The following is a 13954-nucleotide window of genomic DNA, read 5'->3' as shown; positions in this document are numbered from 1 at the left end:
GATCGTATCTACTTACGCCTCCCCCTTCGCGAGTATCACCACATCAGCAGGCCCGCCGCCGCGACGCCCAGCGCGAGGAGGCTCGCCAGCCCCCTGATCACGTTCCACCGCTGCCAGCCCGGCGAGTAGTCCGCCCACAGCCGCTCGGCCGGGCCCGTCCCCGCCTCGAGCGCGTTGTTCATCGGCACGTTGATCGCCATGGTGACCACGAAGGCGCCCACGACGTAGACGCCCCCCGCGACCAGGAACGCGATGCCCGCCGACGAGCGGCCCTGCGTCAGGAGCAGGACGCCCGTCACGAGCGGCGCGACGTTGGCCGCGAGGAACGCCGGCAGGAACAGCGGGTTGAGGATCTTCCTGTTGGCGCTCCTCATCGCCGCGACGGCCCGCTCGGGCTCGATCGCGTCGAGCCCGGGGATCACCGAGGTCGAGAACGCGAAGAACAGTCCGGCCATCGCGCCCAGCAGCAGCACACTGAGCACGGCCAAGGCCATTGTCATCATGATCTACTCCACGTTCCACTCGCCGCCGCCCGTGTGGCGTACTCGTCGTTCCGGTCGAAGAGGGACGTGCCGTCCCGCGAGCCCACGCCAACCGGCAGGCCGAGGGAGCCGAGCCTCCACCCCACGGCGCCCGGTCTTGCCGGTACCGCCCAGGACCAGATCTGTCATGTCCTCAGCTTGGCGGCGGCCACCGAGACGGGCCATGGCTCACACGCTCAGCCCCATCATCGAGCGTCTAGGCTTCGGCTCATGGACGCTCTCGCCGGACTTCTCGACGGCCCGCGCGCCCGCGGCGCCTTCCTGCTCCGATCGATCATGACGCCGCCGTGGTCGGTCCGCATCCTCGACCGCGCGCCGCTCACGCTGGTCTCGATGCTGCGCGGTGAGGCATGGGTCCTGCCCGACCGCGGCGACCCCCTGCGCCTGCGTCCGGGCGACGTCGCGATCATGCGGGGGCCCGAGGCGTACAACGTGGCCGACGCCCCGGACACCGAGCCCACCATCCTCATCCACCCGGGAGAGCGCAGCACCACGGTCGACGGGGTGGAGCTGTGCGCCTCCATGGACCTGGGCGTCCGCACCTGGGGCGAGAGCATGGACGGCCCTGCCGCCATGCTCAGCGGCACCTACCAGATGCGCGGTGAGATCAGTCAGCGTCTGCTGCTCGCCCTGCCCGCCTCCCTCGTCGTGCCCTCGCTCGACTCCCCCCTGCTCACGCTGCTCGGCGACGAGATCGCCAAGGACCAGCCGGGACAGGAGGTCTTCCTCGACCGGCTGCTCGACCTGCTGCTGATCGCCACACTGCGGGCCTGGTTCTCCCGTCCCGAGGCGGGGGCGCCCGCCTGGTACCAGGCGCACAGCGACCCGGTCGTGGGCCGCGCCCTGCGGGTGCTGCACAACGAGCCGGCCAGCCCGTGGACCGTGGCGACGCTGGCCGAGCGCGTCGGGGTGTCCCGCGCCGCGCTGGCGCGGCGCTTCACCGAGCTGGTGGGCGAGCCGCCGATGACGTACCTCACGGGGTGGCGGCTGGCCATGGCCGCCGACCTCCTGCGTGAGCCCGACGCGACCGTGGGGTCGGTGGCCAGGAGAGTGGGGTACGGCAGCGCGTTCGCGCTGAGCACGGCGTTCAAACGAGAGCGGGGAGTGAGTCCCCAGGAGTACCGCCTGACCTCCGTGTAGCCCCCTGAGGTCGAACGAATATTACACTGTGTGACGATTCTCCTCACTTTGAGGCGGAGAAGTTACACAGCGTGAGTATCGCGATGTCCCGACTGTCCCCCGGCGGTCGGGCATGGCTGTGGGTGGTGGTGGCGGCCCTCGCATGGACCGTTCAGGTCGGAGGGCTCGGCCCCGCGTACGCCGAGGCGTTCGCCGCGGAGGGCGAGAACGTCGCCGTCGAGCGGCTCCCCGTCTCCGACGACGCCTCGAGGAGGACCGAGCTTCCCGTCCGGCGTCCTTCACCGCCTTCACTCCTCGGACGACACGATCCCGTGGTGGCCACGCCTGCAGCGTGCGTGCGGAAGACAGCGCTCAGGACGCTGCTGTGCGTGTGGCGTACGTGACAGGGCCCGCGCCCGCCGTACCACCACATGATCGGAGCAAGACCATGAAGGATTCCTGCGTCGTCCTGGAGACGTGGACGCACCGCTGCGCCCTGTGCCATGCGGAGTGGAAGCACACCTATGAGGCATGGCACGTCGACAACGGGTGCGGCCGGAGCGCGGTGACGTGGCGCGACCGCGGCCACCTGGTGCCGGCCCCCTGGTCGGACCCCGCCTGCCCGGCCTGCTCGGGCCCCGCCTGCCCGGCCCCTGAGTGTCAGGCGCCGGCCGGGGCCGCCATCGCCCGCTGACCCGTGCCGCCGCGCGCACCCCTGCGGCGGCACGCCCCCACCCGACCCGCCCGACCGTTCCCCTCAGCCGACCCTGTCCCGGCCCTCACCTCCAGCCGACCCCGCGAGGCTCTCCCCCCGGCCGACCTTGTCCCGGCCCTCACCTCCAGCCGACCCCGCGAGGCTCTCCCCCCGGCCGACCTCGTCCTGGCCCTTCCTCGGCCGACCCGTGGGGCCGGAGCGAAATCGTCGGTGCCTGGGTTTAGGGTTTCGGGTTCAGGCTCGCCGTGACGGCGGGAACCGAAGTTCTGCTGGGCGCGCGCCCTCGGCGGACGGCACCACGCGGCCGGCGGAGGCGCCGGACGGGCTTGCCGTACAGGAGGAGAAACAGCAACCGCCCGGCAGACAGGAAGAACACCATCCCCCGGTCCGGCAGAATTGAGCGGCGGACCATCGAAAGGCGAATCAGTGCTCTCTATTCACCAGCGGATCGCGGAAGAGCTGGGCGTACGCGACGGGCAGGTGCAAGCGGCGGTCGACCTGCTCGACGGCGGCGCCACCGTGCCGTTCATCGCGCGCTACCGCAAGGAGGTCACCGGCGCTCTCGACGACGCGCAGTTGCGCACGCTGGAGGAGCGGCTGCGCTACCTGCGTGAGCTCGAGGAGCGGCGCACGGCGATCCTCGAGTCGATCGCGTCGCAGGGCAAGCTGACCGACGAGCTCAGGGAGCAGATCGTCGCGGCCGACACCAAGGCCCGCCTGGAGGACATCTACCTCCCCTACAAGCCGAAGCGCCGCACCAAGGCCATGATCGCGCGCGAGCTCGGTCTCGAGCCGCTGGCCGACGCGCTGCTCGCCGACCCGACGCTCGACCCGATCGCCACCGCGGGCCCCTACGTCGTCGAGGGGCTGGCCGACGCGGCCGCCGCCCTCGAGGGCGCGCGCGCCATCCTGATCGAGCGCTTCGCCGAGGACGCCGACCTGATCGGCACGCTGCGCGAGCGCATGTGGTCGAACGGCAGGGCGGTCTCGTCCGTCCGCGAGGGCAAGGAGGAGGCGGGCGCCAAGTTCTCCGACTACTTCGACTTCAGCGAGCCGTTCACCAAGCTGCCCTCGCACCGGATCCTGGCGATGTTCCGCGGCGAGAAGGAGGAGATCCTCTCGGTCGCGCTCGAGCCCGAGGAGGGTCCCGAGTACGAGCTGCGCATCGCCTCCCGCTTCGGCATCTCCGACCAGGGCAGGCCCGCCGACAAGTGGCTGAACGACACCGTCCGCTGGGCCTGGCGCACGCGCGTCCTCGTCCACCTTGGTCTCGACCTGCGCATGCGGCTGTGGCAGGCGGCCGAGGACGAAGCGGTGCGGGTCTTCGCCGCCAACCTGCGCGACCTCCTGCTCGCCGCCCCCGCGGGCACCCGCACCACGATGGGCCTCGACCCCGGCCTGCGCACCGGCGTCAAGGTGGCCGTCGTCGACGCCACCGGCAAGGTCGTCGACACCGCGACCATCTACCCGCACGAGCCCAAGCGGCAGTGGGACCAGTCGCTGGCCGTCCTCGGGGCGCTGGTCCAGAAGCACGGCGTCGAGCTGATCGCGATCGGCAACGGCACCGCCTCCCGCGAGACCGACAAGCTCGCAGGCGAGCTGGTCAAGCACATGCCCGGAGTGACCAAGATCGTGGTGTCCGAGGCGGGCGCGTCGGTCTACTCGGCCTCCGCCTACGCCTCGCAGGAGCTGCCCGAGCTCGACGTCTCGCTGCGCGGCGCGGTCTCGATCGCCCGCCGCCTGCAGGACCCGCTGGCCGAGCTCGTCAAGATCGACCCCAAGTCCATCGGCGTCGGGCAGTACCAGCACGACCTGGCCGAGACCAAGCTGTCGCGCTCGCTCGACGCGGTGGTCGAAGACTGCGTGAACGCGGTCGGCGTCGACGTCAACACCGCCTCGGCGCCGCTGCTGACCCGCGTGTCGGGCATCGGGGCGACGCTGGCCGACAACATCGTCCAGCATCGCGACGCCAACGGACCCTTCAGGTCGCGCACGGCGCTGAAGGAGGTGCCGAGGCTCGGGCCCAAGGCCTTCGAGCAGTGCGCGGGCTTCCTGCGCATTCCCGGCGGCGCCGACCCGCTCGACGCCTCCAGCGTGCACCCCGAGGCGTACCCGGTGGTGCGGCGCATCCTGAGCTCGGTGGGCGCCGATCTCAAGTCGCTCATCGGCAACACCGCGACGCTGCGCTCGCTCAGGCCCGCCGACTTCGTCGACGACACCTTCGGCCTGCCGACGGTGACCGACATCCTGGGCGAGCTGGAGAAGCCCGGACGCGACCCGCGTCCCGCCTTCAAGACGGCGACGTTCAAGGAGGGCGTGGAGAAGCTCTCCGACCTGGCCTCGGGCATGATCCTCGAGGGCGTGGTGACGAACGTCGCGGCCTTCGGGGCGTTCGTGGACGTCGGCGTCCACCAGGACGGGCTGGTGCACGTGTCGGCCATGTCGCGCACGTTCGTCAAGGACCCGCGCGACGTGGTGAAGCCAGGCGACATCGTCAAGGTGAAGGTCCTCGAGGTCGACATCCCCCGCAAGCGCATCTCGCTGACGCTGCGGCTTGATGACGAGGCCACGCAGGACGGCGAGGGCCGCCCCCGCCAGGGCAGAGGCGCCGGCGGCGCCGCCGGCTCAGGTGCCGGTGCCGGTGCCGGTGCCGGTGAGCGCGGGGCTCGAGGTTCGGGCGAGGGCCGTGCGGACAGCGGGCGTTCCGGCGGCGGCCGTCCCGGCGACGGGCGTTCGGGCGGTGGCCGCTCCGGTGATGGACGGGCAAGCGGTCGTTCGGGCGACGGGCGTACGGCCGGCGGGCGCTCCGGCGACGGACGTCCGGGAGACGGCCGCTCCGGCGGTGGACGCGGTGAGGGCGGCCGCTCTGACGGTGGTCGCTCTGACGGTGGCAGGGCTGACGGCGGCCGGTCTGACGGCGGACGCGGGAACGGTGGCGGCAGGGGTGACGGCGGCCGCCAGGGCGGCGGACAGCGCCGCCAGGGCCGCCCCGCCCCGACGGGCGCGCTGGCGGAGGCTCTGCGCAAGGCCGGCCTGGCGGGCGACGACCACTGACGACCGATGGGCGCCGCCGATCTTGTAAGGCGGCGCCCACCTTCCAGCGCAGCGCCGATCTTGTCAAGCGTCTTGGGCGGTGCGCACTCCCCCTGCCCGCTCACCGCAGCCCTGGCCGGACCTCCGCTGAGCGGTGGGCCTGGCCGAGGGTGTGTTCAGCGGCGAGCGGACGGGGGCCGCTGACGGCCCGTCTACTGGGTACGGTCATGGGGTGGGTGCCAAGGACAACACCAGCGACCTCTACCGCGAAGCCGTACGCCAGGCGCGTGACCTGCTCAGGTGGCGATCACCGTTGCGGGCCGAGCTCTGGGCGAGCAGGCTGGCCGCCGCCGCAGGACCAGAGGGGACGGCCGAGCCGCTCGTTCGCCGCGCGACCAAGGACCGCACCCGCGAGGCGCGCCTCCTTCTGACCGCCCTCGCCGCCCTGTCCCCCTCGGCCCCCGAACCCCAGGACGAGGCCGACACCACCGAACGTCTTGCGGAGAAGCCCGAGGGCCGCCCCGAGCCCGGGGGAACAACGGCAGCAGAAACCCCCACGGAAGCCGAGGGTTCCACAGGAGCCGGGCATCCCACGGGGACCAGGGATTCCGTGGGAGCCGGAGAGCCCGCAGGAGCCGGGGATTCCGCAGGAGCCGGAGGTCCCGGAGCCCGGGATACCGGGGAAGCCGGAGGTCCCGTCGGAGCCCGGGATACAGCGGGAGCCGGAGGTCGCGTCGACGCCCAGAGTGCCGGTGGGGAGGCGTGGATGGGGTTGATGGGGCGGGCTCGGGTGGAGGGGGCCTGGTACGGCATGGCCGACCTCCACGGCGAGCAGGCCCTGGCGATCCTCTCCTTCATCTACCCCAACGGCAAGGAGCCCCACCTGGCCGTGGTGGGCATCGACCAGGCCCACGGCGGGTTCGCGGTCGACGCCGTGATCGAGGAGCCCAAGTTCCTCGACGACCTCGACGTCCGTCCCGCCGACCCCGCCCTGGTGGCCGGGCGGATCCTCGACGCCTTCGACCTCACCGACGCCGTCATGGGCGCCCCCGTCGCCGACACGCTGCCGGCCGCTCGCGCGATCGTGCTGGCCAGAGCCAGGTCCGTCGAGCACCCTCTCCGGCACGCCCCCGACGACACCGTGACGAGCTTCGCCGGTCTGCCCGACCTGCCCGGCGCGGATGAGGCGTTCGCCACACTTGTGGAGTTCGTCGGCGATCGTCCTTCGTGGTGGAGTCCGGCCAGAGTCACGCAGTTCCTCACCTCGTGGCTGCCGAGGGAGGCCATACTCAGCGACGCGGCCGTCAGCGCGATGCCGCAGGTCCTGCGGGCATGGACACGCCATCTGGGTGATCGTCCCGAGGTGCTCCAGCGCGTCGAGGCCGACTCCCGCGACCTGCCGCCGGCGATGACCGACGAGTTGCGCTTCAGCCTCGCCAAGCGGCTCAGGCTGGCCGAGCTGCGCCACCAGGGGCCGCAGGACTGACCGCGGCCGCTATGCTGCGCAGTGACCTTATCTGCGGCCCATTGAGGGAGAGCACACCATGTACAAGGAGTTCGCGGCCGAGGCTGTCGTGTGGGTGGTCCCGATCGTGGTCCTCATCGGCCTCGCCCTCATGATCACTGCCTGATCGAAGGCTCGTGGTACCAGCCCGCGTGACGGCTCCCGCAGGAGCCGTCCGTGGGCTTTCGGCGTTTCCCGTCCGGTGGGATCAGCGGTAGTAGAGGTAGCGCACGGAGGTGTGCGCCCTGACGTACCAGCGTCCGTAGTCGTAGCGGTCGCGCCACATTCCCACGAGCTTGCCCGTCCTGACGGTGCACGAGGCGACCCGCACCTTGCCGGCCCGCATCGTGCCGACCCAGTCGCTGCAGCTGCCGACGCTCCTGCCGTTGACCTTCAGCTTGGCGGTGAGCCTGACGCTGTAGACGGTCTGCCGGGAGACGTTCTTGATGCGCACGTTGACCCTGCACGTGCTCCTGCAACGCCCGAAGTACGGCTTACCGCGCAGCAGCTTCGGGCGCGCCGACGACGCCGAAGAGCCTGACGAAGCCGAAGAGGCCGACGCCGCCGACGACGCAGATCCGGCCAGTGCTGCCGACGACGACACCGGCGTACCGGACACCGAAACCGGCGCCACAACCGGGGCGGTGACCGTCCTGGAAACCGCCCCCGAAGACGCAGAAGCCACGCCGGGTGCGACGAACACCACCGACGCGGCCGCGGTCAGGACAGCGATACTTCTTAACATCAAACCCCCAGATTCCCGGACGAACAGACGCGACGATTAACCGCTATACCGGCCCGCCTGTCAAACGTGGCTAGGACGCCCAGGCCAGGAGCGGCCCACCCTCCCTGAGCCGTCGCAGCGCCTGCTTCTCCAGCTGCCTGATGCGCTCCCTGGTCAGCCCCAGAATGTCGGCTATTTCCTGATAAGTCATGACCTTGCCGTCGACCAAGCCGTACCTGCACCTGATGATGAACGCCTCGCGCTGCGGCAGCGACCGCACCAGCTCGCGCAGCTCCGCCGACAACGCCCGCAGCTCCATCAGCTCCTGCACCTGCAGCAGGTCCTCGTCGGCGATCAGGTCGCCGACGCTCGCCTCGCCGTTCTCCCCGACCGGGGTGTCGAGGCTGATCGTCTCCCTCGCCAGCCTGCGCAACCCGGCGACCTGCTCCACCGTACGGCCGGCCGATCCGGCCAGCTCCTCCGCCGACGGCTCCCTGCCCAGGTCCGACGCGAGCCTCCTGGCGATCCTGGACAGCCGCGAGACCTCCTCCGCCACATGGACGGGCAGCCTGACAGTTCTGCTCTTGTCGTTGATGCCGCGCTCGATCGCCTGCCTGATCCACCACATGCCGTAGGTGGAGAACTTGTACCCGCGCCGGTAGTCGAACTTCTCCACCGCTCGGATCAGCCCGAGGTTGCCCTCCTGGATCACGTCGAGCAGGGGAAGCCCCCTGTGCGCGTAGCGCTTGGCCGCGGCGACGACCAGGCGCAGGTTGGCGCGGATCAGCCGGTCCTTGGCCTGCTCACCCTCCATGGCGACGACGCGCAGCACGTGCCGGTCGTCGCCCTGGGCGAGCAGATGCCGCGCGTACAGGCCCGCTTCGACCCGCCTGGAGAGCTCGACCTCCTCCTCGGCGGTGAGCAGCGGGACCCTGCCGATCTCCTTGAGGTAGTCACCCAACAGGTCCGCCATGCCGCCCGACTACCCGACAAACGGCGGAGAATGCCCCGATTCGCTGAGTTCGGCGATGGCCAGTTCGGCAGTGGGCCTGATCTCGAAGAACTTGTCGAGTGCGGTGATGGCGAACAGGTGCTTGCACCGCCCGTTCAGACCGGACACCAGCAGCCGTCCGCCCGAGGCTGTGACCGCCTTGTGCAGGTAGACCAGCACGGACAGGCCCGAGGAGTCGCAGACGCTCACCGCCTGCATGTCGATGATGATCATCGGTGGCAGACTGAGGTCGAGCGCCTTGGTGACCCGATCACGTACCTCGGCCGCCGATCCGAAGTCGAACTCTCCCGTGAGCCTCGCGATGACGCAGGGACCTTGCAGTCCGAGGCTGATCGACAAGGCCTGCTCCGCAGTCACCCAGCTCCACCTACCCGTGTAGCACTGTCAGATCCCGCTACTTTACGAGAAGTAGCGGGCGGGGTTGGTAACCAGGAGCTGTTCCAGATGCGCATCCGTTACACCGGAGGCGCGCAGCGCAGGCAGAACGTCATCGTGAATGTGGTCATAACGCCAGTTCGGAGCCACCAGAGGGACATCTTCGTCCCACTCTCCGCCGAAATAGTCCATGAAGCAGGCGGTGTCGTGGCTCAGCACCATCCTGTCGGCGTAGCCGAGCTCGCACAGCGCGGCGATCGTGGCGACGCGCTGCTCGGTCGGGTTGTACATGTCCAGCCCGAACCTGTCCATCCCGAGGATCGCGCCGGTGTCGGCGAGCCTGCGCAGGTAGTCGAGGTCGTTGCTGTCGCCGGCGTGACCGACGACGACCTTGCGCAGGTCGACGCCCTCCTTGGCGAACAGGTCGAGCGCCGGAAGCCCCGACTGCGACGGCGCGTCGGTGTGCACGGTGATCGGCGCGCCGGTCCGCACGTGGGCCTGGGCGGCGGCCCCGCACATCCGCTCGACGCCCTCGGTCAGCCCCCGTTTGTCGACCACGCACTTGATGAAGGCGGCCTTGACCCCCGTGTCGGAGATGCCCCGGGTGAGGTCGCGGACCATGTCGTCGATCATGGGGTCGGGCATGTCCATGAGCAGCCCTGGCCCCCGGTGCTCGTAGGGGTGGGGCGGCAGGTCGTAGAAGTACAGGCCGGTGGCGACGATGATGTTGAGCTCGGGCACCTCGTCGGCGATGCGCTGGATGCGCGGGATGTATCGCCCGAGCCCCCAGACGGTCGGGTCCACGATCGTCCGCACGCCCTTCGCGGCCACCGCCTTGAGCTTGCCGATGGCGTCGGCGACCCTGAACTCCTCGTCCCACCAGTCCCCGTCACCGTAGTTGTCCCTGTGCTCGGTCGACAGCGCGAAGATGTGCTCGTGCATCAGGGTCTGGCCGAGGTCGCCGACGTCGACCTGCCCGCGGACGGTGGGAACGGTGGGCATGAGCAACCTCCCATACCGGCTGGTCTGTTCGCGCCAACCTACGTCAAACGATCCTCGGGAACAATGGCGAGGGCTCGGGCAGGCGCGCCCCCTCCACCTGCGCCGCCACCCTCGCCGCCGCCTCGGGCAGGAACACCTCCAGCTGTACGGCGAGCGTCCTGCACGCCTGCACCAGCGTCGCCAGGGCCACGTCAGGATCGGCCTGCTGCCACGGCCGCTCCCTCTCGATGTGCCTGTTGGCCTCCTCCACGATCGACCACACCGCCGACGCGGCCGCGCGGAAGTCGAAGGCCTCCAGCGCCTCGTGGACCCGCTCCTCGACGTCGGGCACGAGAGGTTCGGCGGGCACGTCGGGCACGTGGCCCCCGCGGAACCTGTGAACCATGGTGACGACCCGCTTGACCAGGTTGCCGAGGCCGTTGGCCAGGTCTTCGTCGTGCCTTGCCGCCAGCCGTCCCTCGGTGAAGTCGGCGTCGCCGACGCGCGGCACCTCGCGCAGCAGCCACCACCGCACGGCGTCGCTCCCGTAGCGGGCTGCCAGGTCGACGGGATCGACCGCGGAGCCCGAGGACTTGGAGATCTTGCGGCCCTCGACGGTCAGGTAGTCGTGGACGTAGATCTCCGTGGGCAGCGGCTCACCTGCCGACAGCAGCATCGCCGGCCAGTAGACGGCGTGGAAGCGGATCACGCCCTTGCCGACCAGGTGGATCTTCCGCCCTCGTGCCCACCAGCGCTCGTAGTCGTCCAGGGCGGTGACGTAGTTGGCCAGGGCATCCCACCAGACGTAGACGACCTGCGAGGGGTCGCCGGGCACGGGGATGCCCCAGCCCCTCGCCCGCTCCTGCGAGCGGGAGACGCTGATGTCCTCGAGCCCCGCCTCGATGAAGGCCAGGATCTCGTTCCTCCTGGCGGCGGGTTCCACGCGCAGGCGGCCGTCCGCGATGAGCTCCCTGAGCCGGTCCTGGTAGCGGGAGAGGCGGAAGAACCAGTTCCTCTCCTCGACCACCTGCAGCGGGCCGCCGTGTTCAGGGCAGGTGTCCTCGGTGGCGAACTGCTCGCAGCCGACGCAGTACAGGCCGGAGTAGTGGCGCTGGTAGACGTCGTGCGCGGTGGCCCGCCACAGCCGCTCGACGCCCTGCCGGTGCGCGGGGTCGCGGCTGGTGCGCACGAATGAGTCGAAGGAGAGCGCCAGGGGTTCGCGCAACTCCTCGAAGGCTCTGGCGTTACGGTCGACGAACTCCTGCACCGGCACGCCCGCCGCCTGCGCGGCCAGCACGTTCTTCAGCGAGTTGTCGTCGGTGCCGGTCTGGAAGCGCACGGGCTCGCGCCTGCGGTAGTGCCTGGCCAGCACGTCGGCCTGGACGATCTCCAGCGCGAACCCTAGATGGGGACGGGCGTTGACGTAGGGGATGGTGGTCGTGATGTACATCGGAACCTCCACAGGGGCCCCGGACATGCGAAGAGGCCCCGGATGAGCAGGGCCTCGGCAGAAGACGTCGGCGAGCCCCTAGGGGGCCGTCATTCGCCGCGTCGTCATGTCGCCCAGCATAGCCCGCGATCTGAAACTTTCACCGCCGTGCTGCACCGGAGTGAGTCCGTGTTGACAGGCGCTCAGCTCGTTCCGAGTCTTGGGAGCGCTCCCACTCCCTTGGAGACCCCATGAAACGCATCGCTCTGGCGGCCGCGGTCGGGTTGGCGGCCTTCCTGCCCGCCCTGCCCTCCCACGCGGCCGTGTCCTGCGCGGTCGAGTACTCGACCACCGACTGGTCCACCGGCTTCACCGCCAGCATCAAGATCACCAACCTGGGTGACCCCGTGAACGGGTGGCAGCTCGGCTTCGCCTTCCCGGGCAACCAGAAGATCACCAATGGCTGGAGCGCCACCTGGCAGCAGTCGGGCGCGAACGTCACCGCCGCCGCCCTCGACTGGAACAAGGCGCTGGCGTCGGGGCAGTCGGTCAGCATCGGGTTCAACGCCGACCACACCGGCGCCAACGCCAAGCCCACCGCCTTCACCCTGAACGGCACGGCCTGCACGGGCGGTGTATCCCAGCCGCTGGCCGTGAGCCTGACCAAGCCGGCGGCCGGCGCCACGTTCACCGCGCCCGCCACCGTCGCGCTGGAGGCCGAGGCCACAGGGGCGGTCGCCAAGGTCGAGTTCTTCAACGGCACGACCAAGCTCGGCGAGGACACCACCGCGCCCTACACCTCCACCTGGTCGAACGTCGCCGCCGGCGCCTACCAGCTGACCGCCAGGGCCACGGACACCGCGGGGGCCACCAAGACCTCGGCCGCCACGGCGATCTCGGTCACCGCCTCGGGCACCCCCGCCATCTCCGTCAGCCCCGGCACGGTCAGCGTCCAGGAGGGCGGCCAGAGCCCCGTCAGCGTCAAGCTCACCAGCGCACCCTCGGCCGACGTCACCGTCACCGCGGCCCGCACGGGCGACGCCGACCTGAGCGCCACGCCCGCCACACTGACCTTCACCCCCTCGAACTGGAACACCGCCCAGCCGCTCACCATCAGGGCGGCCGAGGACGCCGACCAGACCAACGGCAGCGCCGAGTTCGGCCTGACCGCTCCCGGTCACACCGGGGCCAAGGTGAGCGCGACCGAGGTGGACAACGACGGCGCCCCGCCGACGGGCGAGCACGTCGCCAACCCCTACGACGGCGCGAAGGGCTACATCAACCCCGACTACGCCGAGCAGGTCACCGACCTGGCCGACGCCACGGGCGGCGCGCTCGGCACCGCGATGCGCAAGATCGCCGGCTACTCCACCGCCGTGTGGATGGACCGCATCGGCGCCATCACCGCGGGCCGCGGCCTGCGCGGCCACCTCGACGCCGCCCTGGCCCAGCAGAGCGGCAGCACGCCCGTCGCCATCCAGATCGTGATCTACGACCTGCCCAACCGCGACTGCTCGGCGCTGGCCTCCAACGGTGAGCTGTCGATCGCCAACGACGGTCTGAACAAGTACAAGACGCTCTACATCGACCCCATCGCGGCGATTCTCAGGGACCCGAAGTACGCCTCGCTGCGCATCGTCACGATCATCGAGCCCGACTCCCTGCCGAACCTGATCACCAACCTCAGCTACCCCAAGTGCGCCGAGGCCAAGAGCACCGGCGCCTACGAGCAGGGCGTGATCTACGCCCTCGACCAGCTCCACGCGATCAGGAACGTCTACACCTACGTCGACATCGCGCACTCGGGCTGGCTCGGCTGGAGCAGCAACTTCGGCCCGACCGTCGACCTGATGACGAGCGTCGCCAACCGCACCACAGCCAAGCTCGACAGCGTCGACGGCTTCATCACCAACACCGCCAACTACACCCCGACCGAGGAGCCTTACCTGCCCAACCCCGACCTCAACGTCGGCGGCCAGCAGATCAAGTCGGCCAAGTTCTACGAGTGGAACCCCTACTTCGACGAGGCCGACTACGCCACCGCCCTGCGCTCCGCGTTCATCGCCAAGGGCTTCTCCACGGACCTGGGCATGCTCGTCGACACCTCGCGCAACGGCTGGGGCGGCGCGGGCCGTCCCACGGCGGCCAGCACCTCCACCGACCTGAACACCTACGTCAACGGCTCGCGCGTCGACCGCCGCCTGCACCGCGGCAACTGGTGCAACCAGTCCGGAGCCGGTATCGGCGCCCGTCCGACCGCCGCTCCCGTCGCGGGCATCGACGCCTACGTCTGGGTCAAGCCGCCCGGTGAGTCCGACGGCATCAGCGAGCCCACCCCCGGCGGGCCGAACGAGGAGGGCAAGCAGCACGACCCCATGTGTGACCCGGAGTTCACCGGCTCCCGCAACAACGCCCCGACCGGCGCGCTCGACAACGCCCCCCACGCGGGCGGCTGGTTCCCCGCGCAGTTCCGCATGCTGGTCGAGAACGCCCACCCCGCCCTGTGACCATCTCCGCCTC

13 protein-coding genes are annotated in these 13954 nt (G+C 70.4%); 7 read left to right on the top strand and 6 right to left on the bottom strand.

Translation table 11 applies throughout. The annotated features are described in order from the left end of the window. Positions 1–35 precede the first annotated feature (35 nt). Entirely contained in the window at positions 36–503 is a 468-nt protein-coding gene (locus ABFX55_RS45550; RefSeq protein ID WP_346130028.1) for an anthrone oxygenase family protein, read from the bottom strand. 249 nt (positions 504–752) lie between these two features. On the opposite strand from ABFX55_RS45550, the gene ABFX55_RS45545 reads away from it, so the two are divergent. The 5 genes from ABFX55_RS45545 (at position 753) to ABFX55_RS45525 (ending at position 6895) form a co-directional block, all read left to right on the top strand. Then, the gene (locus ABFX55_RS45545; RefSeq protein WP_346130026.1) at positions 753–1682 is read left to right on the top strand and encodes an AraC family transcriptional regulator; all 930 of its coding nucleotides are present in this window, start codon (positions 753–755) and stop codon (positions 1680–1682) included. 71 nt (positions 1683–1753) lie between these two features. Then, positions 1754–2065, top strand: a complete 312-nt coding sequence (locus ABFX55_RS45540; protein WP_346130025.1) for a hypothetical protein — start codon at positions 1754–1756, stop codon at positions 2063–2065. 44 nt (positions 2066–2109) lie between these two features. Beyond that, positions 2110–2355, top strand: coding sequence for a hypothetical protein (locus ABFX55_RS45535; RefSeq protein ID WP_346130023.1), 246 nt, complete (start codon positions 2110–2112; stop codon positions 2353–2355). Positions 2356–2802: 447 nt separating this feature from the next. Then, positions 2803–5430 (top strand): Tex family protein, encoded by a 2628-nt coding sequence (locus ABFX55_RS45530; RefSeq protein WP_346130022.1) that lies wholly within the window; start codon positions 2803–2805, stop codon positions 5428–5430. A 211-nt stretch (positions 5431–5641) separates the two neighbouring features. Beyond that, complete coding sequence (locus tag ABFX55_RS45525) at positions 5642–6895, top strand: hypothetical protein (protein ID WP_346130021.1); 1254 nt, start codon at positions 5642–5644, stop codon at positions 6893–6895. Between the two features lie 226 nt (positions 6896–7121). Here the strand turns inward: ABFX55_RS45525 and ABFX55_RS45520 are convergent, their stop codons facing one another. Continuing rightward, positions 7122–7367 carry a hypothetical protein gene (locus ABFX55_RS45520; protein ID WP_346130020.1) on the bottom strand — a complete coding sequence of 82 codons (246 nt, stop codon included), beginning with the start codon at positions 7365–7367 and terminating at the stop codon, positions 7122–7124. On the opposite strand from ABFX55_RS45520, the gene ABFX55_RS45515 reads away from it, so the two are divergent. Beyond that, positions 7360–7698, top strand: coding sequence for a hypothetical protein (locus tag ABFX55_RS45515; RefSeq protein WP_346130019.1), 339 nt, complete (start codon positions 7360–7362; stop codon positions 7696–7698). The two genes, ABFX55_RS45520 and ABFX55_RS45515, sit on opposite strands and share 8 nt — an antisense overlap. A 30-nt stretch (positions 7699–7728) precedes the next feature. On the opposite strand, the gene ABFX55_RS45510 is transcribed toward ABFX55_RS45515, so the two are convergent. The 4 genes from ABFX55_RS45510 to metG are packed head-to-tail and all read right to left on the bottom strand — an operon-like array spanning position 7729 to position 11455. After that, on the bottom strand, positions 7729–8610 hold the full coding sequence (locus tag ABFX55_RS45510; protein WP_346130018.1) for a sigma-70 family RNA polymerase sigma factor: 882 nt from the start codon (positions 8608–8610) through the stop codon (positions 7729–7731). A 9-nt stretch (positions 8611–8619) separates the two neighbouring features. After that, a complete protein-coding gene (locus tag ABFX55_RS45505) occupies positions 8620–9006 on the bottom strand; it encodes an STAS domain-containing protein (protein ID WP_346130016.1) in 387 nt (128 codons plus the stop codon). Positions 9007–9048: 42 nt separating this feature from the next. Beyond that, a complete protein-coding gene (locus ABFX55_RS45500) occupies positions 9049–10026 on the bottom strand; it encodes a phosphotriesterase family protein (RefSeq protein WP_346130015.1) in 978 nt (325 codons plus the stop codon). Between the two features lie 43 nt (positions 10027–10069). Continuing rightward, positions 10070–11455 (bottom strand): methionine--tRNA ligase, encoded by a 1386-nt coding sequence (metG, locus tag ABFX55_RS45495; protein WP_346130013.1) that lies wholly within the window; start codon positions 11453–11455, stop codon positions 10070–10072. A gap of 230 nt (positions 11456–11685) precedes the next feature. On the opposite strand from metG, the gene ABFX55_RS45490 reads away from it, so the two are divergent. Then, the gene (locus ABFX55_RS45490; RefSeq protein WP_346130012.1) at positions 11686–13941 is read left to right on the top strand and encodes a glycoside hydrolase family 6 protein; all 2256 of its coding nucleotides are present in this window, start codon (positions 11686–11688) and stop codon (positions 13939–13941) included. The last annotated feature ends 13 nt before the right edge of the window (positions 13942–13954 follow it).

Origin of the sequence: Nonomuraea roseola (assembly GCF_039535395.1) — a bacterium.
Classification (GTDB): Bacteria; Actinomycetota; Actinomycetes; order Streptosporangiales; family Streptosporangiaceae; genus Nonomuraea; species Nonomuraea roseola.
The sequence above is the reverse complement of the archived record's forward strand: the minus strand, read 5'-3'. Positions and strand labels throughout refer to the sequence as shown.